At 63.2% G+C, this 21,906-nt stretch carries 16 protein-coding genes; 11 read left to right on the top strand and 5 right to left on the bottom strand.

What is annotated here, in order from left to right; translation table 11 throughout:
* Positions 1 to 152: 152 nt before the first annotated feature.
* From B6V76_RS03680 to B6V76_RS03660, 5 genes are all read right to left on the bottom strand, one after another.
* The gene (locus B6V76_RS03680; RefSeq protein WP_088726687.1) at positions 153 to 2,363 is read right to left on the bottom strand and encodes an AAA family ATPase; all 2,211 of its coding nucleotides are present in this window, start codon (positions 2,361 to 2,363) and stop codon (positions 153 to 155) included.
* A gap of 78 nt (positions 2,364 to 2,441) precedes the next feature.
* Complete coding sequence (locus B6V76_RS03675) at positions 2,442 to 3,452, bottom strand: hypothetical protein (protein WP_141104873.1); 1,011 nt, start codon at positions 3,450 to 3,452, stop codon at positions 2,442 to 2,444.
* 789 nt (positions 3,453 to 4,241) lie between these two features.
* Positions 4,242 to 5,726, bottom strand: a complete 1,485-nt coding sequence (locus B6V76_RS03670; RefSeq protein WP_088726686.1) for a Mob protein — start codon at positions 5,724 to 5,726, stop codon at positions 4,242 to 4,244.
* A gap of 419 nt (positions 5,727 to 6,145) precedes the next feature.
* Positions 6,146 to 6,523, bottom strand: a complete 378-nt coding sequence (locus B6V76_RS03665; protein WP_038145408.1) for a hypothetical protein — start codon at positions 6,521 to 6,523, stop codon at positions 6,146 to 6,148.
* A 145-nt stretch (positions 6,524 to 6,668) separates the two neighbouring features.
* Complete coding sequence (locus B6V76_RS03660; protein ID WP_088726685.1) at positions 6,669 to 7,565, bottom strand: helix-turn-helix transcriptional regulator; 897 nt, start codon at positions 7,563 to 7,565, stop codon at positions 6,669 to 6,671.
* A gap of 327 nt (positions 7,566 to 7,892) precedes the next feature.
* On the opposite strand from B6V76_RS03660, the gene B6V76_RS03655 reads away from it, so the two are divergent.
* The 11 genes from B6V76_RS03655 (at position 7,893) to B6V76_RS03600 (ending at position 21,904) form a co-directional block, all read left to right on the top strand.
* Positions 7,893 to 9,176 carry an NAD(P)/FAD-dependent oxidoreductase gene (locus B6V76_RS03655; RefSeq protein ID WP_088726905.1) on the top strand — a complete coding sequence of 428 codons (1,284 nt, stop codon included), beginning with the start codon at positions 7,893 to 7,895 and terminating at the stop codon, positions 9,174 to 9,176.
* An 18-nt stretch (positions 9,177 to 9,194) separates the two neighbouring features.
* Complete coding sequence (locus B6V76_RS03650) at positions 9,195 to 9,608, top strand: RidA family protein (RefSeq protein WP_088726684.1); 414 nt, start codon at positions 9,195 to 9,197, stop codon at positions 9,606 to 9,608.
* Positions 9,609 to 9,637: 29 nt separating this feature from the next.
* Entirely contained in the window at positions 9,638 to 10,315 is a 678-nt protein-coding gene (locus B6V76_RS03645; RefSeq protein WP_088726683.1) for a DUF1028 domain-containing protein, read from the top strand.
* Positions 10,315 to 11,250, top strand: a complete 936-nt coding sequence (locus B6V76_RS03640) for a LysR family transcriptional regulator (protein WP_088726682.1) — start codon at positions 10,315 to 10,317, stop codon at positions 11,248 to 11,250. Before B6V76_RS03645 ends, B6V76_RS03640 begins: the two co-directional genes overlap by 1 nt.
* Before the next feature lie 3 nt (positions 11,251 to 11,253).
* Positions 11,254 to 12,351: an acetylornithine deacetylase gene (gene argE / locus B6V76_RS03635; protein ID WP_088726681.1), complete on the top strand. Its 1,098-nt coding sequence runs from the start codon at positions 11,254 to 11,256 to the stop codon at positions 12,349 to 12,351.
* A 227-nt stretch (positions 12,352 to 12,578) separates the two neighbouring features.
* On the top strand, positions 12,579 to 13,706 hold the full coding sequence (locus B6V76_RS03630) for an SRPBCC family protein (protein ID WP_088726904.1): 1,128 nt from the start codon (positions 12,579 to 12,581) through the stop codon (positions 13,704 to 13,706).
* Positions 13,707 to 14,420: 714 nt separating this feature from the next.
* Positions 14,421 to 15,815: an ATP-binding protein gene (locus B6V76_RS03620; protein WP_081874913.1), complete on the top strand. Its 1,395-nt coding sequence runs from the start codon at positions 14,421 to 14,423 to the stop codon at positions 15,813 to 15,815.
* Positions 15,812 to 16,810: a HupU protein gene (locus B6V76_RS03615; RefSeq protein WP_088726679.1), complete on the top strand. Its 999-nt coding sequence runs from the start codon at positions 15,812 to 15,814 to the stop codon at positions 16,808 to 16,810. Before B6V76_RS03620 ends, B6V76_RS03615 begins: the two co-directional genes overlap by 4 nt.
* Positions 16,807 to 18,234, top strand: coding sequence for a nickel-dependent hydrogenase large subunit (locus B6V76_RS03610; RefSeq protein WP_088726678.1), 1,428 nt, complete (start codon positions 16,807 to 16,809; stop codon positions 18,232 to 18,234). Before B6V76_RS03615 ends, B6V76_RS03610 begins: the two co-directional genes overlap by 4 nt.
* A 103-nt stretch (positions 18,235 to 18,337) precedes the next feature.
* Positions 18,338 to 20,602: a carbamoyltransferase HypF gene (gene hypF / locus B6V76_RS03605; RefSeq protein ID WP_088726677.1), complete on the top strand. Its 2,265-nt coding sequence runs from the start codon at positions 18,338 to 18,340 to the stop codon at positions 20,600 to 20,602.
* A gap of 225 nt (positions 20,603 to 20,827) precedes the next feature.
* The gene (locus B6V76_RS03600) at positions 20,828 to 21,904 is read left to right on the top strand and encodes a hydrogenase small subunit (protein ID WP_078542014.1); all 1,077 of its coding nucleotides are present in this window, start codon (positions 20,828 to 20,830) and stop codon (positions 21,902 to 21,904) included.
* Positions 21,905 to 21,906: the final 2 nt, after the last annotated feature.

The following is a 21,906-nucleotide window of genomic DNA, read 5'->3' as shown; positions in this document are numbered from 1 at the left end:
CAAAGGGCAGATGACCGGTTCGGTGACGCTGCGCCGTAGCGGTCCGCCTTGGGATCAATGTCTCTTTCGGGCCGAACCGGTCAAAAAATAGGACGGGTCCCACCCGGCCTCGGCCTTGTTAGGCAACCTTTCCCATTCTGGGTGATCGCTGACTATTCAACACCAGGCCGAGCCTGTTTGCGCTCTGGTCTGTCTGGCTCGCTTGTTTCAGTAGTGAGCTCGTGAAGGGTTTCGCCGCAAAGCTCGCGTTCGCCGATAAGCGCATTTCCTACCCTCTCCACCGCTAGGACATTCTCACGAACCAAATCGCATGCGCGTTGCCATGCGGTGTCCAGCCGCTTTCGGACGTGCGAACGAAGCGCGCGCGGGCTCCCAACGGTGAGAACGTCTTCAGGGCTCCACAGTAAGCCGTCGCTTCCCATTCCGTATCTATGCTCGATAGCCATGCAGAGTTCGGTTGCATGCGCGAGGTCAGATCGATCCCCACCTCCGGATCCGTTCGACACTGTGCCGAGAAGGACGTGCTCTGCGGCTCGGCCGGCAAGGAGTGCTACGACTTGGTCTTCGATGTCAGCAAGCAGCATCGAAACGGGGGCGGGCGCACGCTCGATAAAGCCATGAAGTGGCGAAACTTGGACCCTGCGAACTGAGCCGGGACGAAGAAGTTCGGCGACAACAGCGTGCCCAGCCTCGTGCATGGCGATACGCTTCAGGTCTCCTGATGTCCCTTCCCCATGCCCCAGAAACGTCCGCAGCATCGGTGCATCGAGCATTCGGCCACTGTGCCTAGCTTCGGATTTCGCCGCCCGGATCGCAGCGTCGAGCGAGGCAGGCGTGTGTCCAACGGCGACGCGCGCGATTTCTGCGAAATCCGCGTCGGTTAACGTTCCAGCCAGCGCGTCACGCAGCATGGCTTCCAGGAAGTGACGATCAGGTAGCGGCACTTCGAGCGACACGTCGAAGCGTCCCGGTCGCAAGATCGCTGGATCAATGCGGGTAGGGTAGTTGCAGGCACCGACAAGCAGGACGCCTGGTTCGCGGGAGAGCGCATCGACTTCTTCAAGGAATGCGTTGATGACCTGGTCGCGATAGTTTCTATTGCGCGGATCACGATCCTCACGACTGCCCACGGCGTCGATCTCGTCGATGAACATGACGCAAGGCGCCGCCGCGCGCGCCTCGGCAAAACTTTTCCGCATAGCGGCCAGCATGTGACCGAGGTGTCCTTCGGCTTGCCATTCCGCGAAACTGGTCTGCACCAAGGCGACGCCGGCGCTTTTGCCCATCGCTTGGGCAATCCAAGTCTTGCCGGTCCCGGGTGCGCCATGAAGGAGAAGCGAGCGTGTAAGTTCCGACCAGTCGACCTCTCCTGCCTTCCAGGCAGCGAGATCTCGCACCATCCGCCACGCTTCCGCGTGAACCGGAGTGCGTTTTGCCATGGCCTCAAGATCAGGTAGGACCCTTCCCGAGAAAGACTTTCCTGCGCGGTTCTCGGTGAAGCCTGCGAACCGCTCAGCGACCGCGTGGGCTGTCGGTGCACGTAGTGCAATCAACCACTGCTCGCGACTGAATTTGGCCATCGCTTCGGGCGAGGGCAGAGTGGCGCGAATTGCCTCTTCGTCGATCGCTTCCATGTCCCCGCGGCTCGCACGCAGCAGAAACATCAAAACATCCGCGTCAGGCGGTAGGAACGTGACCTGTTTGCAGGGCGGACGCAGGTAGGCATTGGGCAAATCGCGGGAGGCGATATGGGCAATGAAGAGCGGGGCACGAAGCGCGAGCCGCTCCGGGAGGAGTGCGGCCCCAACACCGCTTTCCGCGAAGAGAAGCGTTTGGTGCGGCGAGCCGCGAACGACTCTTTCGAGTGCCCAACCCGGTGGCAACATCGCGTCTTCAATGACGGACGTCAGGAATTTGATGTCATCCGTGTGGAGCCCGTGGAGAACGGTGATCGCTCCTTGAGCGAGTTGCTCGCGGAACTCGGTCTCGTTCCCGAATGCGGCCGCAAGTTGCAGGGCGATCAAGAGTTCGTTCGTCGGGATCGCGATGTCGGCCGGGTCTTCGTCAGGTTCGTCGCTGGGTCCCATTTTTTTGTCACCTTCGCCGGTGGCGCCCCTGTTCGGCGCCACGCGGTCGGAGGTAGGTGGGCGACATGATGAGTTTTCTCCAGTAGAGTTCCCCACGGTCTCCCAATCCTCAACGGGCGCGGGCCCATTGGTGTCCTCCGCGAAACTGGACTCCCATTCTCCAGGATTTTCGCATGCGCTGTCTAAGATCAGCGCATGGCGCAACCGAAGCCGGGCGATGACGTGTTCGGCGAAGGGTGCCCAAGGCGGCGCGGGGGTGATTTTGGTTCTTTTCATAAGGCAGCTCCAGGCAGAGAGGAGATGCACCCCGGCAAGGGCCGGGGTGGGAAAGGGAAGAAAGCTAGCGAGAGGTTCTTAGACCTTAACCCCGCCGCTGGCCTGCGCGAGCACGACTGCATCGAGAAGACTCTCAATCTCGGGGCGGGCCCAGGGACGATATACTTCGCCAGTCGTATTCAGGAGATGCCCGAACTCCGTTTGCGGCACGACCGCTTCGGTGAGGTGACGCGTAAGGGTGCCGTGCATTGTCTTCTCTGCGGAGCAGGCAACGCTTCCGGATTTCATTTCGACCTGTCGCAGGATCGTCACCGAAGCATCTTTGGGAATGCCGAGCTGATAGCGGTGGCGGCGCTCGGGGTCATTGCTGTAGCCCAACTTCAACACATGATCCTCGCCGTGTCGGATATCGAGGAGATAAATGACGGAAGATCGCGCAGACCATGATGCGCCGCAGGCACCACAATCGACATGTCCACTCTGCATGTTGGCGCGTGCAACCCGTTGTTCATGGCCGCATTCGTGCCGATACATGCGGTAATTCGGGTCATTCGCAAGATCCGCGCCGAGCCGCTCCCAACCTCTCTCGATCGCTTCGTCTTCTTCGCGCGCGAGGTGGCAAATCTCGCAGCGCGCTTCCACTTCGCCTCGAGCAGCCCGTCCGACGAGCTCGAACTGTCGGCGCAAGGTGTGGCCACAGCTTGCCTCATAGAAACCGTAACTGGCGTCGGCGATGTCGTAGCCGAGGAAATTAAGACCGGCCAACCTCGCTGCTTCGCGTCGCCGAGCATCCTCACACGCTGTGCAGGCGACACTTGCGGTGCGCAGGGTGAAGAGCTTCTGTGCAACATGCGCTCCGCATTCCTCACATTCGAGGACGACGTGATAGCGATCGCGCACTCGGCGATCGATGCGAAAGCCCTTATCCATCGCGATCTCGATCCACGCGTCATGGATTTCGCCGGATACCTCGTGCCACTCCTCCGCTGGCGCGGACCGCGAACGACGCGGAATATAAAGAGGGGGGTGGTTCCCGGGAGGAATGACAAAGGGCGACTGCGGGGTGGGGGTAGAAACGTTGTGAGTCATGGTTGCCTCTGAAGTAAGCGCATAGAGACACGCGCTGCGTCCAAGAGATGGCGCAGGTCGGTCATTATGGGCATTGATGGACGGGAAGGGCGCTCAGGCGCGCGAGACGATGAACGAAGCGTTCTCGTCGAACAGCTCGGTCTTCAGAGGCGGGTGGCGCTCAGGCGCTTTGACGTTACCGTTGAGAGTGGTATTGGCTTGAGTAGTCATTGTCTGGTCTCCACGAAAGATCAGGGATTGGCGGTCCTCGTCGATGTTGCAACCATTGGCGAGGGCCAGTTTCGGCGTATAGCATTTGTATATACACCGAATTCTGGGATGTAAAGAGGATGTATATACAAAAATGTCGCGAGAGCCGAAGACCAAGCAAGTTAATCTCCGGATCACTCCGACCTTGAAGGATGCGGCGGATCGCGCTGCAATGGATGATCAACGGTCGCTCACATCGTTGATTGAGAAGCTTTTGACGGACTATCTCAAAGAGAACGGCTACTTGCCGAAGTAATGCGAAAGGGCGGTGGCGCGTGCAGCAGAAGCTGTATCGAGCGCAGCTTCGATTACAGGCATTGGCGTCTTCTCTTCTACCGCTTGTTCAGGATCGTTCTGTCCTCTCGACCTCAACGCGCCCGCCTAGCTGCGTGTCGACTGAGGTTTCGGTCACTTTCGGCTGAGACCGGCCGCCAGCACGCTTCAAGCGGTGGTCTGGTGAGCGCGGCAGGTCGTGACCAAAGGTGCGAGGCGGGTGCAGATTTCACCCAAACGCTCCGTGGTAGGCGAGCCGGGTAGGGTTCACAGCTCCGGCCCCCTGTTGATCTCGGGTGGCACCTTTTCCGGGCCGCCGCCCATCGCCGTGACGACGCGTTGCAACAGCCCTGCGAAGCGGATGACCATCTTCTGGACAGTGCTGCGTTCGTCAGGCTCTGTCGCTGCGATCTGTTGCAGAAACTTCGGGGCCCGATGGAGGAACTGATCCGGTTCATTCATCTCCAGAAACCGCCCATCCTCGACCATGTCCAGCATGTCGCGCATCGTCTTGAGACCGGCCTCCGACTCCTGAAGCTTCCGCGTCGCGACCTGCTCGCGAAGCTCTGCGGCGTTCTCCCGCTCGGCAATCTCGTCTTCTTGCGCGTCGACCTTCTGTTTTCGCCGCACGAGCTTTTCGTTCTCCGTTTCGATCCGCTGCAACCTCTCCTTCAAAGTATCGACCTGTTTGCCCAACGCCTTTTCCTCTTTCTCCAACCTTTCCGCTTTTGTCTTGTTCGAAAGATCCAATTCCCGCTGTGCGGCTTCAACCTTCGCAATATGGCGTGCATGCGCCTTGCGCTCCGCATATTGCACCGTAGAGAGCCGCGCGTTCCGGGGGCCGTGGCGCAGCAGGCCACAGGGTTTGCCGACGGCCTCGTAATAGTCGTCCTGAAAGGACGCCATCGCGGCCTCATAGGCCGCCTTTTCAGAGTTCTTCTCAGTTCTGTTTTTGCGCGCCTTGTGCATGTGACGGTCATTCTCGAAGGTCCAAGTCGCGAGAGCCTCGGAGTTTTGCCGCTCGATCTCGGCGCAGCGCTCCTGCCACGCAGCGATCTGCTCCTCATAGAGGCTCATGCGCCGGGCCTGCGTCACACGGTTCTTCGACGGCTTCGGGCGCTTGGGTTTCAACGGTCGCGAAACAGGCTCCGGACGGGGCAGGGAGGTGAGTGCCTCAGCAGGACCATGGGCGGTGCGCAATGCTGCGGCTGCGACCTTGCCCACATGCAGCTTGTTCGCGCTGAGTTTCGGATCTGTCAAATTGACGGCGAGGACGTGGATATGGACATATTTCTCGTCGAGATGCATCACCGCCGAGGCGGAGAGGCCTTCAGGCATTCTTGCCCGGAAATCCCTCAGCAGGCGATTGGCCCATGTCTCGATCTCGGCGATGATCTCTTCCGAGCCGCCAAGATACTCAGCTGAGGTGATCGGGTGGGAATGGATTTCCGTGTAGAGCGTCGGTGCGTCCGTCTTCAGCCCCCGCTCGTAGCTGCCACCGCCTTTCTTGCGCACGGTTTCCCGGATCTCGGTCCGATGCGCATCATGGAGACGACGCAGCTCAGCCGGGGCGATCAAGCCGAAGCCAGTAAGGATCTGAGGCGGGCGGGGCGTCGCGATGTGCCTGGAATATCGCTGGTCTCGCAGCGCCTCGCCGAAGACCTGATTGAGGTCGTTGTAGTGATCCTTCGTTCTCTGAACCAAGGTCGGCTTGAGGCTGTAAGTCTGAATATGGACGAACTGGTAGGCCACGGCGCACCTCTTCAATTGCGATCATGGCTGCTCATTTATACAGGCCCAGCGAAAATCCGAAACGGAATCCGGTCCTCTTGAAGCGAAGGTGGGGATAACCTAGGATACTGATAACGTTTGCGAAATTCTATTTCGAAAACGGCCCCGGTGTGGGCTAGATACAGCGACAGACTGTAGGTAGCTAAAGCTACCATCGTCTGCCCCTCACGCCGGGGAGGCGCTCCGTCGGGTCGAAATCCGCTGACGCAGGATCTCGACCCAACTGCGCGGATGGCACGCCATCCTTGCCAAAGCGTCGCACCAGCGCGCGACGAGATGCAAACGGCCGCCCGGGGGCGCGCCGCAGACGAGGCGATGTGCTAGGATGGGATCGGTGTGCTGAACCTATGCTGGGCGGGGTGGCTTGAGAGGGGTGGCGGTCAGAGCCCCATCGCGACGCCCTCGCACTCGCACCGGATCTCGAGCAAGGCCGGCAGTCCGCCTTCAATCGCGACATCGACCGGCCGCGCGCCCGCAAAGAGCGGCCCCGTATTGGCCTGGGTCATCCAGGCACATGCGATCGGATCCTCGAAATAGGTGCCGAGCGCCTTGTAGATCCCGAGAACCGCCGAGAGCCGCAGCGTCTGATCTTCGGTGAGGCTGATGACCTCATGAGGATCGCGTGCCCCGGCACTGTCAGCCTCGGAGAACCCGACAAGCGCGGCGGCCTCCTTCGCGGACAGTTCCCATTGCGCGGCGATGCGACCATAGGCCTCAAGCCCGACAGCTGTCATCTGATCTGCGGTGAACTCGGTCAAGGGACGACCTCTCGGTAGGGGGAGCGGTGCGCGAGCAACAACGCGCAGTCTTCTGGCAAGTCTTGTTGAGCCGCAGTCTGGCCCGATCTCCGACCTCACGCAATCTTTGCCGTTGCAGCGCCGATGACAGCGGCGCGTTGCTCGCTCAGTCCTGAGCCTCCGCTTCCAGCCGCGAGATCCGCCAGTCGCCCTCGTGGCCGCGTTTCAGATAGGCCGCGACCAGCTGGAACCCGCTCTGCGGCCAATCGCGTGGCGTTTCGGTCAGCACCAGCTCCGCGATCCCGAAGCCATGGTCCCGAAGATCCCGCAGCCGGGCCTTGGTCGTGATGTTCACGATCGGCACCAGCCAGACGATATGATCGGCCACCGTCATCGCGTGTTGCGTAAACGCTCGGATCTTCGACCAGGGCGGGTTGGTGATGATCCAGTCGACCTGCGTGTCCCATTCCAGGAAATCCCGCCCGTCTTCCAGTTCGCACCAAAACCGGTCGAGATGCATCGGCAGTTGATCATGAAACGCACCCAATCCCCGCGCGGGATCGAGCGCATGACCTGAGATTCGGTCCGCGAAATGCGCGATGATCGCGGCGGCGAGGGCAGGGGGCGTCATCACGCGATCCCGCTCCGGTGCGTTCCGCATTGGCACGAGCCCGGGCTTGCTGGCACGCGGTAGCTCTCTGACCGCTGTTCGAAGGCCCAGCACGCCTAAGACCCGTAGCAACGTCTCGATCCGCCCCGTCAGATCGCGTTCTAGAACATGGATGGTCGGCCGCGAGCACCCGACCCGGATAGCCAGCGCGCTCTGGCTCAGACCGGCGGCGCGCCGCCGCTCCGCCAGCGCCGGGCCGACAGCTGCACCGTCCACCCAAGACCAGCGCAGTTCGAGAACCGGCAACACCCGCGCGAGCGAGCCGATCGCACCGCGGCCGGTCTCTAGATTGCGTAGCGCCGGGATGCTGATGCCCGCTGATGAGGCGACAGCTGCCTGAGTGTGGCCGAGTGCGCGGCGGCGGGTGCGTAGAGGGAGGGCAGGGAGTGTCAAACTATGTTTCTGAAATTTGCGTTGGAAATGGAACGTTAGTTTTACATGGATCTAGGACTGTGCGCGAGATTGAAAGTTCGAGTGATGACCAAGGTCACCTGACCACAGACAACTTCGACGATGAAGACCATCATTGGCTGCTCTGTTTGTCCGATGCTCTCACTGATCACCAATGCTCCAGGGAGAATAGTGGAATGACTTAGGTCGATCCTAATCCATGCTATAGAAAATCGTTATTTTAGTTAACCTGCCCCGGTTATACCGAGAAGGGACGAGGGCCCTCGTGCCACTTTCGGGCAACGAAACAAACCGTTGGGGACTGCGCTGATGAAGATTGAAGACACCAATACGCTCGTCATTGGTGCGGGTCAGGCCGGGATCGCCATGAGTGAGCATCTGACGCGACGGCGGATCGCACATATTGTCCTCGAGCGGGCGCGCATCGCCGAATCCTGGCGCACGCGCCGTTGGGACTCGCTCGTCGCGAACGGACCGGCCTGGCATGATCGCTTCCCGAACATGGAATTCGAGGGCCACTCTCCGGACGCCTTCGTCGGGAAAGAGGATGTGGCCGCGTATTTCGAGGCTTATGCCGAACGCTTTGCGGGTCAGATACGGAGCGGGGTCGAGGTGACGGAGCTCACGCCGCTGGAGGGGCGTCCAGGGTATCGCGCGGACACGTCGGAAGGAGTGATCGAGGCGCAAACCGTCGTCGTTGCGACCGGTGCCTTCCAGAAACCAGTGATCCCCCCGATTGTGCCCGAGTCCGAGTGGCTTACCCAGATACATTCCAGCGATTACCGAAATCCGGATGCGCTGCCGAAGGGGGCGGTGCTCGTTGTTGGCGCAGGATCTTCCGGAGCGCAGATCGCGGATGAGCTGGTGCGGGCAGGGCGACGCGTCTTCCTTTCGGTGGGACCGCATGACCGGCCGCCCCGCAGCTATCGTGGCCGCGACTTCGTCTGGTGGCTGGGCGTGCTCGGGAAGTGGGACCGGCAGGCGAGCGCGCCGGGCGCCGAGCATGTCACCATCGCAGTCAGCGGAGCAAACGGGGGGCAAACGGTCGATTTCCGCAGGCTTGCCCAAAAAGGTATTACCCTTCTCGGACGCACCGAGACTTGTGCCAATGGCGTGCTTTCCTTCGCCGCGGACCTCGAACGCAACATCCGCCGTGGAGACGAGAACTATCTCGCGCTTCTCGACGAGGCAGACGCCTATGTGACGCGCAACGGACTCGATCTGCCTCCCGAGCCATCGGCCCGGGCGCTTGCCGCGATGCCGGACTGCGTGACCGACCCGCTGCAGACGCTCGACATTCGCGCGGCTGGCATTTCCACTATCATTTGGGCGACCGGTTTCGCTAACGATTACGGCTGGATGGCGGTCGATGCCTTTGACGAGGCTGGCCGGCCCGCGCATCAGCGTGGCGTGTCGCGCGCACCGGGGGTGTATTTTCTCGGCCTGCCATGGCTTTCGGGGCGCGGATCCAGCTTCATTTGGGGCGTCTGGCATGATGCGAAATACCTCGCAGATCACATCGAGATCCAGGCCAGCTACCGTGCCTATCGTCCCGATCCCGCAGCGGCCCGCGCCGCTTCCCGCCCCGCTTGATCCGAACAGGGAAACATCATGGCTCATACCCGAATTCGCGCCTTCAACACGAAGGACACTTACCCCGAACAGAACCTCGACAATGATCTCGCGCAGGCCGTCGTGGCGCGTGGGCAGATGATCTTCCTACGAGGGCAGTGTCCGCAAGACCTCGACACCGCGAAGAATATCGATAGCCACGACCCGGTCGAGCAGACCCACAAGGTCATGCAGAACATCCACCAGCTCATCGAAGAGGCAGGAGGCGAGATGGCGCATCTGACCAAACTTGTCGTCTACCTTACCGACGTGCGCCACCGCGAGGCCGTCTACCGGACAATGGGCAAATACATCCGCGGTGTGCATCCTGTTTGCACTGGTCTCGTCGTGGTCGCTCTTGCGCGACCCGAATGGCTGGTGGAGATTGACGCAACAGCCGTAATCCCCGATTGACCCGATTTCTGCAGCGAAACGGAGCACGCATGACCTTTTCTATAGTAGCCAGATGTGCGCAAAGCGGCCAGCTCGGCGTTGCAATATCCTCGTCTTCACCGGCGGTCGCAGCCCGCTGCGCGCGGGCGCGTGCCGACGTCGGCGCGGTCTCGTCGCAAAACGTGACCAATCCCGAGCTGGGGCAAATCATGCTGGACCGGATGGCAGCGGGTGAGGGCGCAGCGGATGCCGTGGCCGCGGCACGCGACGGCGACGATCATCCCGATTATCGCCAGCTTCTCGCAATTGACGCGCGCGGCGCGACATCGGTTCATTCGGGTCCGAAGGCCCTCGGGATATGGGCCTCCGCCGAGGGCCGCGACTGCGCCGCAGGCGGCAACATGCTGGCGGAGAATGGTATCCCGGCGAAGATGGTGGCGGCCTTTGAAGCGACGGAAGGTCCATTCGGGGATCGCCTGATCGCGGCGATGAAGGCGGGTCTCGAAGCCGGCGGCGAAGCCGGTCCAGTGCATTCCGCGGGGCTGTTGATCGTGGACCGGCAAAGCTGGCCCTATGCCGATCTGCGGGTCGACTGGCTCGACGAGGGCTGTCCGATCACCGCGTTGTCCGATCTTTGGGCGCGCTACCGTCCGCAGGCCGACGATTACGTGACCCGCGCGTTGAACCCAGGCGCAGCACCGTCCTATGGCGTTCCGGGCGACGACTGATGCCGTTGCGGATCACGCTCCGCCAGCTCGAATACTTTATCGCTGTCTGCGATTGTGGCTCCATTACGCTCGCGGCCCAGAAGCTGAACGTCTCTTCGCCCACGATTTCCGCTGCCATTGGCCAGCTCGAGGCAGAGGTCGGCTTGACGCTCTTCAATCGGCGTCATGCCCATGGCCTGACCGTATCGCAAGTGGGGCGTCGGTTCCTAGAGGGGGCGCGGGAGGCCGTCGCACGGGCGGAGGCGCTCGGCGATCTGGCGAGCGACTTGGCCGGCACGGTGCGAGGCGACCTGCATGTAGGCTGTCTGATCACCTTCGCGCAGATCGTGCTACCGAAACTGCGCCGCAGTTTCATCGACACCTATCCCGAGGTTGTCTTCCACCAGTTCGAACGCGATCAATCTGAGATTTTTGAGCAGCTGCGGGATGCCAGGTTGGATGTGGCGATAACCTACGATCTCGACATTCCCCCCGATCTCGATTTCCAGCCATTGATCGACCTGCCGCCCGTTGCACATTTCGCGCAGGATCATCCTCTGGCTGGGCTGCGCGAAGTGGCGCCTTCGGAACTTGTCGACCTGCCAATGATCCTGCTCGATCTACCGGTGAGCACCGACTATTTCCTGTCGCTCTTCGGTGCCACGGGACAGCGCCCGCGCGTGGTGGAGCGGACGCGTGATATCGCGGTTATGCGCTCACTGGTGGCGAATAACTTCGGTTATTCCATCGCCAATATCCGGCCGATCACGGACCAAGCTCCCGACGGCGGCACGCTGCGTTTCGTGCCGATCTCGGGCGCACCTCGGTTGCTCAAGATGGGCATTCTGAAGAGCCGAGGAGCGGAAACCTCACGAACGGTCGCCGCTTTCATTGAGCATGTCCGTGAAAATCTGGGCGATGCGAGCGAATTCAGTTTCGCGGCGGCAAAGAGGTAGGTCATGGAACTCTCCACCAAAGACATCCTCGCAGCGCTCGTCGGTTTTCCAACGGTCACGGATGGGCCCAACGGCGCATTAGTCGATTGGGTCGAAGACTTTCTGCAGTTGCACGGTTTCGCGACATGGCGGCTCGTGTCCGCCGATGGCCTGAAGGCGGGTCTACTTGCAAAGCGCGGGGAAGGAGACGGCGGCCTGCTCTGCTCTGCACACTCCGATGTCGTACCGGTCGCAGGGCAGGCGTGGTCGCGAGATGCCTTTGGCCTCTTCGAGCGCGATGGCCGATATTTTGGGCGCGGCACGACCGACATGAAAGGCTTTCTTGCCTGCGTTCTGGCCGTCGCGCAATCACTGAAGGTCGGCGCCCAGAGCATGCCTCTGAGCCTCGCGCTCAGCTGGGATGAGGAGATCGGTTGCCGCGGCATAGCCGAGATGATCGATACGGTAATCCCTACGCTGGGACGGCCAGACCTCTGTCTTGTTGGAGAGCCGACTTCGCTGAAGATCGTGACCGGACACAAGGGCAAGGCAAGCTACCGGGCTGTCGCGACTGGCGAAGCTGGGCACTCGGCGATGGCGCCGCAGTTTCGGAACGCGCTGCACCCGGCTGCCGACCTCGTGCAGGCGATCCGGGAGCGGCAGTCCACACTCGTGAAGGAGGGCGCGCTGGACGGGCGCTATGACCCTCCCTTCTCGACAATCCATGCCGGGGTCTTGCGTGGCGGCACCGCGTTGAACATCGTTCCGGACCGCGCTGAGCTTCTGTTTGAGATCCGCCACCTCACGGCCGAGACGCCCGAGGCGATCATGGCGGGTCTCGATGTGCCCCGCAATGTGACGATCACGCAGACAGGGAGCTACCCGGGTCTTTGCAGCAACGCAGAGCACCCGGCAATCCGCGCTTTTGCGTCTAGCCTTGCGCAGCCGGACGCCGGCACCGTCGCATTCGGCACGGAAGCGGGATTTTTCGCAAAACTCGGCCTTGCCACGATCGTCTGGGGGCCAGGCGACATGGGCGACGGTCACCAACCCGACGAATCGATTGCGATCTCCGAACTCGAGAGCTGCATACGAATTTTGCGCGCTTATCTGTCCTATTGAAGGTGGTTCTGCAGGCCTCTTGCGGGACGTGGAGGCGGTGCGGCGCGCGTGGAATCCGCTCGTCGCGCAGTTTGACCTCCGGTCGCTTCGTTTAGCCCTAGCCTAAGCCAGACTAATAGAAAAATTTCTTTCAACGAAGCAGGGGCGGCGGCATTCAGGAGAGGCCCGGAATGAACATCTCCGGGCCAGATATGGAGCCTTCGATGAACGAGAACACTCCCGTCACCATCCCTCGGATCGATCCTGTTGCCGAACTCGCCGCCAATGTGGCGGTCCCGTTCGAGCACGCCTTTGCTATGCCGAGCTCCGTCTACACCTCAAAGGAGTTTCTCGCCGTCGAAGAGGAGCGGATCTTCGCGAAGAGCTGGGTCTGCGTCGGTCGCGCTGACTCGCTCGACGGACCGGGCGCCTACTTGACGACCGAGGTTGCCGGCGAGCCGATCATCGTGCTACGCGACGCCAAGGGCGCACTGCGAGCGATGTCGAACGTCTGCCGCCACCGAATGTCGACGCTGCTGGATGGGCGTGGCACCGTGCGAGTCATCACCTGTCCTTACCACGCCTGGACTTATTCGCTCGACGGATTGCTCCGCGGCGCGCCGGCAATGGAGATGAACGGCTCTTTCTGCAAGGAAAGTTCGGGCTTGCCCTCGGTCCGCTGCGTCGATTGGAAGGGCTGGATCATGCTGACCCTCGATCCTGATCTGGCGGAGCCCTCGGAGATCTATTCCGAGGTGGACGATCTTGTCGGCTACCTTGACATGGCGAGCTATCGCGAGACGTTCCGCGAGGAGCATCGCTGGAACACCAACTGGAAGATTCTCGCCGAGAACTTCATGGAGAGCTACCACCTGCCGGTCTGCCACGCGGGTACGATCGGTGGCGCGAGCAGGCTCAAGGACATGGTCTGCCCTGAAGGTTTCGAGAATTTCAACTTTCACCACATCCTCAAAGCCGATTCCGTGCCGCTGGCACTGGCGCATCCGTCCAACACCGTCCTGGAAGGTGACGACCGCCGCCGCACGTGGCTGCTGGCGATTTACCCGTCGCTGATGATCACGCTCACCCCGGGCTATTTCTGGTATCTTTCTCTGCGTCCTGACGGGCCCGATCACGTGAAGATTCTTTATGGCGGCGGCCTCTCGCCCGATTTCCTCGCAGATCCGGACGCGGAGGCCCATCTCGCCGCTCTCAAGAAACTGCTCGACGAGGTGAACGCGGAAGACAAGGGCTGCACCGAAAAAGTCTGGAAAGGTATGCAAAGCCGCTTTGCCAAGCCCGGGCCCCTCTCGCATCTCGAACGCCCGAACTACGAATTCGCCCAGTGGCTTTCGCGAATGGTATCGACCGGCTGAAGTTGACAGTGCCGGCTCCCGTGAAGAGCGCCCGGCGCGAGATCCGCCAGCCGCCCTAATGGCCGCGCTTCAGATAGGCCGCGACGAGTTGGAATCCTCTCTGCGGCGAACCGCGTGGCGTGTCGATCAGCACCAGCTCCGCGATCCCGAAGTCATGGTCCCAAAGATCCCGCAGCCTGCTCCTTCTCGGTTCTTCATTGAAGATCTAGATTCTGAGGGATTAACGTCTAGAAATCCGGTGCTTTCCGTAGAAGAATATCTCCAAAATTGAGAGATACGCCGGTGCTGACGTCGAGCAAGCATCATACAGATTTAGAAAGCCGCCATTCGATCGCTTCGCAGCACGAGTCAATCTGGGCGCGGAGCGGCCGCGGGCGTCGCGGGCGCCGACGCGATGGATCGCCACAAGGCGATGCTCCTAAAGCCAGTTTTGGACGTTAGTATGGGGGCTGTCGACGAAAACTTTCCCGGGATCTTCGCTACTTCGAGGTGGAATGTGATGTTGGTTTCAAGAAAAGCCTTGTCGCTGGTCGTGAATTTGTTGGCCTCAAACGCCTGCCCGCCCGAACTAGGCTTCCGCGCCAAGAGTGAATTCTGGCGGTGATCTCTTGCGATGCGGTGACAGCCGCCGCACGCGACAAGATGGACCTGCGCGCGCGAATGTTCTAGCGATAGGGAAAGGGAATAGGCTCGACGCCGCTCGCCGGGAGTTTCATGTCACGCGAATCCGCCCCTGAAAACCAGCCGCCGCTCGACCCGACGCTTGCCGGGTTGCTGCGCCACGCGCCCGCCGCGGCGCAGGGCGGCGATGGTGAGGATGTTTGGTTCGACGTACTTTCGGCGGTGGACCGAACCTATGCCGATCTTGTCGACTATCAGGAACGGCTGGAGCAGCAGAACCACGAGCTGGAGGATCTGCGCTCTTTCCTCGGGTCGATCCTCGCCTCGGTCTCGGATGCGTTGATCGTGATTTCGCGTTCGGGCGAGGTGCTGGAAACTTCGGCCTCGGTCGCCAGCCTGACGGGCGAGCCGCCCGGCGCGTGGCACGGTCGCAAACTTGCGAGCATGTTTGACGCGCGCAGCGCCGAGGTGCTCGATCGGGGGCTGGCCGAAGCCGCCAATACCCGCAACCCCGTCACCATCGAGGCCGCGCTCGGCGGGCCGGAAGGCCCTGCGCCGCTGGAGTTGTCGATCAGCCCTCGTATGGATGAACGTTCCCGGGTCGCGGGCTATGTGCTGACCGGGCGGCCCTTGGGCGAATTGCGCCAGGCATACTCCGAGCTGGAGCGCAGCCATGAAGAGCTAAAATCGACGCAGGCGCAACTGGTGCGCAACGAGAAATTGGCCTCGCTGGGCCGTCTTCTTGCTGGGGTCGCGCATGAGCTGAACAACCCGATTTCTTTCGTCTACGCAAATACCCATGCGTTGGAGCGCTATGCGGGCAAGTTCGAGGCCTATTTCGAGAAAGTGCAGGCCGGAGCGGATCGCGAGGCACTGATCGCCCTGCGCGAGGAGCTGAAGCTCGACCGTGAAATCCGCAACCTGCGTTCGGCCATCGAGGGCGCGCGCGACGGGGCAGAACGGGTGCGCGACATCGTCGAGGATCTGCGGCGGCTGAGTGCCGAGGGCTCGGGCGAGATGGTCGTCTTCGATCTGGTCGAGACCGCGCGGGTGGCGGCGAACTGGGTGCAACGCGGCTCCAAGGCCGGGGTCGAGATCGCCTTCACCGGCGCAGAGACGCTGCAGGTGCGCGGTCGGCAGGGGCATATCCAGCAGGTCGTGATGAACCTCGTGCAAAATGCAATCGACGCGCTTTCGGGGCTCGAAGAGGGCACCGGCCGGATCGAGGTCGACGCGCGCGTGATGGAGGGGCGCGGGACGCTGTCGGTTGGCGACAATGGTCCCGGCGTGACCGAGGAGCTGACGCAGGCGATCTTTGATCCGTTCTTCACCACCAAGGCGGTGGGCGCGGGCACGGGGCTGGGCCTCGCGATTAGCCATAAGATCATCGAGGAACATGGCGGGCGTCTGCGGCTCTGCCCGAAAGGGTCGGCGCTGGGCGGGGCCTGTTTCTCCTTCGATCTGGAACTGGGTGAGGGGGCGGAATGAAGGTTCTCTGGCTGCAAGCGGCAGGCTGCGGCGGCTGCACCATGTCGCTCCTTTGCGCGGAATCCCCGAATGTCTTCGACACGCTGGGCGGCGCGGGGATCGAGTTCCTCTGGCACCCGACCGTGAGCCTCGAGACCGGCGCGGAGGTGCGCGCGATTTTCGAGGCGATCGAGAGCGGCGAGATCGCGCTGGACGTGCTGGCCGTCGAGGGCTCGATCGCGCGTGGGCCGCGCGGGACGGGCAAGTTCCAGATGGTGTCCGGCACCGGGCGCTCGATGCTCGACTGGGTGGTGAGCCTCGCGCCGAAAGCCCGGCATGTTGTCGCGGTGGGCACCTGCGCGACCTATGGCGGCGTGACCTCGGCGGGCGGCAACCCCTCCGATGCGGTCGGCGTGCAATATGACGGGGCGCTGCCGGGAGGCGCGCTGCCGGTGGAGTTTCGCTCGGGCTCTGGCCTTCCGGTGATCAACGTGGCGGGCTGCCCGACCCATCCCGACTGGGTGACCGAGACGCTTTTGCTGCTCAATGAAGGCGCGCTGGGGGCGGAAGATCTCGACGCTTTCGGGCGGCCTTTGTTCTACGCCAAGCATCTCGTCCATCACGGCTGCTCGAAAAACGAGTTCTACGAATACAAGGCCTCGGCGGTCGAGCTGTCCGATATCGGCTGCATGATGGAGAACTTGGGCTGCATCGGCACGCAGGCCGTGGGGGACTGCAATATCCGGCCTTGGAACGGCGACGGGTCGTGCACCTCGGGGGGCTATCCCTGCATCAACTGCACCGCGCCCGAATTCGAGGAACCACGCCATGCCTTCACCGAGACGCCGAAGATCGCGGGCATCCCGGTGGGCCTTCCGACCGATATGCCAAAGGCATGGTTTATGGCGCTCGCCTCGCTGTCGAAGGCGGCGACGCCCGAGCGGATCGCGAAGAACGCGGTTGCCGACCGGGTCGAGGTGACGCCGACGATCCGCAAGCCGAAAGGACGCAGATGACAGAGACGCCGCGCCTCGTCGTGGGCCCTTTCAACCGGGTCGAGGGCGATCTGGAAGTGCATCTCGATCTCGCCGATGGGGCGGTGGCCGAGGCCCGCGTGAACTCGCCGCTCTATCGCGGGTTCGAGCGGATGCTGGAAGGCAAGGACCCGCGCGATGCGCTGACGATCACGCCGCGGATCTGCGGCATCTGCTCGATCAGCCAGTCCGCGGCGGCGGCGCGCGCGCTGGGCGCGGCCATGGGGCTGGAGCCCACGCCACAGGGCGCGGGTATGGCGGCGCTGATCCATGCGGTCGAGAATGTCTCGGACCACCTGTTCCACTTCAACCTGTTCTTCATGCCCGATTTCATCCGCCCCGTTTACGCAGGTAAACCGTGGTTTGACCGGGCGGTGTCGCGCTTCACCCCCGCCGAGGGCGGCGCGCAGCGCGCGGCGGTCGCGGCACGCGCCGAGCTGATGCATATCCTCGGGCTAATGGCGGGCAAATGGCCCCATACGCTCGCAATCCAGCCCGGCGGCGTGACGCGCGCGCCGGGACCGCGCGACAAGGTGCGCATCGAGACGACGTTGCGCGCTTTCCGGCGCTATCTGGAGGAGGTGGTTTTCGGCGGGTCGCTCGAGGCCTTCTGTGCGAATGAGACCGTCGATCAGCTGATGGCGTGGGAGACCGGCGATGCGGGGCTGTTCCTGCGCATCGCGGCCGATCTGGATCTGGACCGGCTCGGGCGCGGCTCGGGCCGGTATATGAGCTTCGGAGCCTATCCGCTGGCCGAGGGCTATGGCTTTGGGCGCGGGCTGTGGGACGGGGCCTTGGTCACGGTCGATTTCGGCGCGATCACCGAAGACCTCAGCCATGCGTGGATGCTGGGGGCGCAGGCTCATCCCTGGCAGGGCGAGACACGGCCCGATGAGGCGATGCGCGACGCCGCCTACAGCTGGTGCAAGGCGCCGCGGCTGAACGGTCAGACGGTGGAGACCGGCGCGCTCGCGCGGCAGGTCGTGGACGGGCACCCGCTGGCACGTGCGCTGGCGGGTGGCGGCGTTCTGGCGCGGGTCGCGGGGCGGCTGTTGGAGCTGGCGCGGACGCAAGCCTTCATGGAGGGGCTTGCGAAAGGGATCGATCCGGCTGCTGCGTTCATGCTGCAGGGCGATCTGCCCGAGGCAGGGCAGGGCGCGGGGCTGGTGGAGGCCGCGCGCGGCGCGCTGGGCCATTGGTTGCGGATCGAGGACGGGCGCATCGCTTCCTATCAGATCATCGCGCCCACGACGTGGAATTTCAGCCCGCGCGACGCGGAGGGTGTGCCGGGCCCGCTGGAGGCCGCACTGGTCGGTGCGCCGGTCGCGGCGGGCGAGACCACCCCGGTCTCGGTGCAGCATATCGTGCGCAGTTTCGATCCCTGCATGGTCTGCACGGTGCATTGAGTAAGTTGAGGGCTCCGCCCCTGCCGTCGCCGGAGGGCGAGAAACGTTGATGAAAATGGGGGCTCTGCCCCCAAACCCCCGGGATATTTGAGCCAAGAGGAAGATGCAGGGTTTCGAGATCAGGGTGCGCGGGCAGGTGCAGGGGGTGGGGTTCCGCCCCTTCATCTGGCGGCTTGCGCAGGAGCGCGGGCTTTCGGGCCATGTGCTCAACGATCCCGAGGGCGTGCTGATCCGGGTGGCGGGGGCGCTGGACGGTTTGGCCGAGGCGATCTCGGCGGAGGCGCCGCCGCTTGCGCGGGTCGATGCGGTGGAGGTGTCGGAGTTTGTGTTCGACACCGCGCCTGAGAGTTTTGATATCGTTGCCTCGCAGGGGGCGGGGGCCGAGACGCGGGTGACGCCGGATGCGGCGACCTGCCCGGATTGTCTCGCGGAAATCCGGGGCGACGGGCGCAGGCGGCACTACGCCTTCACCAACTGCACCCATTGTGGGCCGCGTTTCACGATCCTGCACGCGCTGCCCTATGACCGGGCGCAGACGACGATGGCGCCCTTCGAGATGTGCTCCGCCTGCCGCGCGGAATATGAGAACCCGGCGGATCGACGTTTCCACGCGCAGCCGATCGCCTGTCCCGATTGCGGGCCGCGGGTGTGGCTGGAGATGGGCGGGGAGGAGCGTCCTGCCGAAGAGGTCGGAGCGGTTTTGCAGGGCGGGGGCATCGTCGCAGTGAAAGGCTTGGGCGGGTTTCATCTCGCCTGCGATGCGACCAATGCCGAGGCCGTGGCGCTGTTGCGCGAGCGCAAGCGCAGGCCTGCAAAGCCCTTCGCGCTGATGGGCGAGATCGAGACGATCCGCCGCTATGCCCGGGTTTCGGAAGCCGAGGAAGAATTGCTGCGCGATCCTGCGGCGCCGATCGTGTTGCTGCAAAAGGCGGGGGAGGCTTTGCCGGAGGCAGTGGCGCCCGGGCAGGACAGCCTCGGCTGGATGCTGCCCTATACGCCGCTGCATCATCTGCTGTTGCGCGAATGGGCGCGGGGGGAAGAGGGGCGCCCCTTGGTGATGACCTCGGGCAATCTCTCGGGCGAGCCGCAGGTGATCGGCAACGGTGAGGCGCGCGAGAAGCTGGCTGGCTTCGTCGATGCTTTCCTGATGCATGACCGCGACATTGCGCGGCGGCTCGATGACAGCGTCGTGCGGGCCGATCCGCCGATGGTGCTGCGCCGCGCGAGGGGGCAGGTGCCGGGCACCGTGCCCCTACCCGAAGGGTTCGAGGGCGCGCCGCAGGTTGTGGGCTATGGCGGGCAGATGAAGGCGGCGATCTGCCTGATCAAGAACGGGCAGGCGCTGCTGGGCCATCATCTGGGCGAGCTGGACGAGGCGCTGACATGGGAGGCGTTCGAGCAGGCCGATGCGGATTATGCGGCGCTGTTCGATCATCGCCCCGAAGTCGTGGCGGTCGATCTGCACCCCGATTTTCGGGCTTCGCGCCACGGGGCCGAACGGGCCGCGCGCGACGGGTTGCAGCTGGTCGAGGTGCAGCATCACCATGCGCATCTCGCGGCCTGCATGGCCGAGAATGGCTGGCCTCTGGAGGGCGGCAAGGTCGCGGGGATCGTGCTCGACGGGCTCGGCTTGGGGCCCGATGGCACGGTCTGGGGCGGCGAACTGTTGCTGGGCGATTACCTTGGGTTCGCGCGGCGCGGCTGGCTGGAGCCCGCGCCGCTGATCGGTGGCGACCGGGCGCAGGCAGAGCCGTGGCGCAATGCGCTGGTGCGGCTCGATGCGGCGGGGCTGGAGGGGCTGGCCGACATGCTGTTCCCGGAGGCGCCGCGCGATCTGGCGCGTCAGGCGGCGGCGAAGGGGATCAACGCACCGCTGTCCTCGTCGGCGGGGCGGCTCTTCGATGCGGTGGCGGCCTGCCTCGGGATTTGCCCGATGCGGCAGAGCTTTGAGGGCGAGGCCGCGATGCGGCTCGAAGCGTTGGCGGCGCACGCGTTGGCCAACGGTGAGTCAGCGGAGGCCGGGGCCTATGCGTTCTCGGATGCGGGCGACGCGCTCGAGACCGGACCGTTTTTTCAGGCGCTCGCCGCCGATCTGGAGGCCGGGGTTGCGCCCGAGGCCATCGCGCTTCGGTTCCATGCGGCGCTGGCGCAGGGCTTTGCCCGCCGGGTGCGGTCGCTGATCGAAAGCGGAGACGCGAAAGCCGCGGCGCTCACCGGTGGCGTGTATCAGAACGCGCTGTTGCATCGGCTCACCTGCGCCGCGCTGGGCGACCTGCCGGTGCTGAGCCATCGCACGCTGCCGGCGAATGACGGCTCGCTGGCGCTGGGGCAGGCGGTGATTGCTGCGGCGCAGTCGGAAAGAGACTGACCGGAATCCCGGAAAGCTGGTCACTGACGTACCAGTGCAGCCCCGCGCCGCACCGGGGTTTTGACTGGCAACATATCGGAAACAAACAGGAATTCGCGCCTGCGACATCCTGTCATTATTTCGTTCTGTTCGCGGACCCGACCTGCCAATCCTGAGATCACATATGCGTATTCCCCTCGGGAGGAGGGAGAATCCGGTCATCGGGATCACAGAGGGAGGGACACTTTGCCTGCGATCGAAACCTTTTACGACGTGATGCGTCGGCAGGGGATTACCCGCCGCAGCTTCATGAAATATTGCTCGCTGACGGCGGCGGCGCTGGGTCTCGGCCCGGCCTATGTGCCCAAGATCGCCCATGCGATGGAAACCAAGCCGCGCACCCCGGTGATCTGGGTGCACGGGCTCGAATGTACCTGTTGTTCGGAAAGCTTCATCCGCTCGGCCCACCCGCTGGCCAAGGATGTCGTGCTCTCGATGATCTCGCTCGACTATGACGACACGCTGATGGCGGCGGCGGGCGCGCAGGCGGAAGCCGCGCTGCAGGACACGATCGACAAGTATAAAGGGAATTACATCCTCGCCGTGGAGGGCAATCCGCCGCTCAACGAAGACGGGATGTACTGCATCGTGGGCGGCAAGCCCTTCGTGGACCAACTCCGCCACGCTGCCGAGCACGCGAAAGCCATTATCTCCTGGGGTGCCTGCGCCTCCTATGGCTGCGTGCAGGCTGCCGCCCCGAACCCGACGCGCGCCACCCCGGTGCACAAGGTCATCACCGACAAGCCGATCATCAAGGTGCCGGGCTGCCCGCCCATCGCCGAGGTGATGACCGGCGTGATCACCTACATGCTGACCTTCGACCGGATGCCCGAGCTGGACCGTCAGGGCCGCCCGCAGATGTTCTATTCGCAGCGTATCCACGACAAGTGCTACCGCCGTCCGCATTTCGACGCCGGTCAGTTCGTCGAGACGTGGGACGACGAGAACGCGCGCAAGGGCTATTGCCTCTACAAGATGGGCTGCAAAGGGCCGACCACCTACAACGCGTGCTCGACCGTGCGCTGGAACGAGGGTGTCAGCTTCCCGATCCAGTCGGGTCACGGCTGTATCGGCTGTTCCGAGGACGGGTTCTGGGATCAGGGCTCCTTCTACGACCGGCTCACCAACATCAAGCAATTCGGGATCGAAGCGAATGCCGATGTGGTCGGCGGCACCACGGCGGCCGTCGTCGGCGGTGCGGTGGCAGTTCACGCTGCCGTCTCCGCGCTCAAACGCGCCCAGAAGAAGAACGAGGAGGCGTAATC

Origin of the sequence: Thioclava sp. IC9 (genome assembly GCF_002213225.1) — a bacterium.
GTDB classification, from domain to species: domain Bacteria; phylum Pseudomonadota; class Alphaproteobacteria; order Rhodobacterales; family Rhodobacteraceae; genus Thioclava; species Thioclava nitratireducens.
The sequence above is the reverse complement of the archived record's forward strand: the minus strand, read 5'-3'. Positions and strand labels throughout refer to the sequence as shown.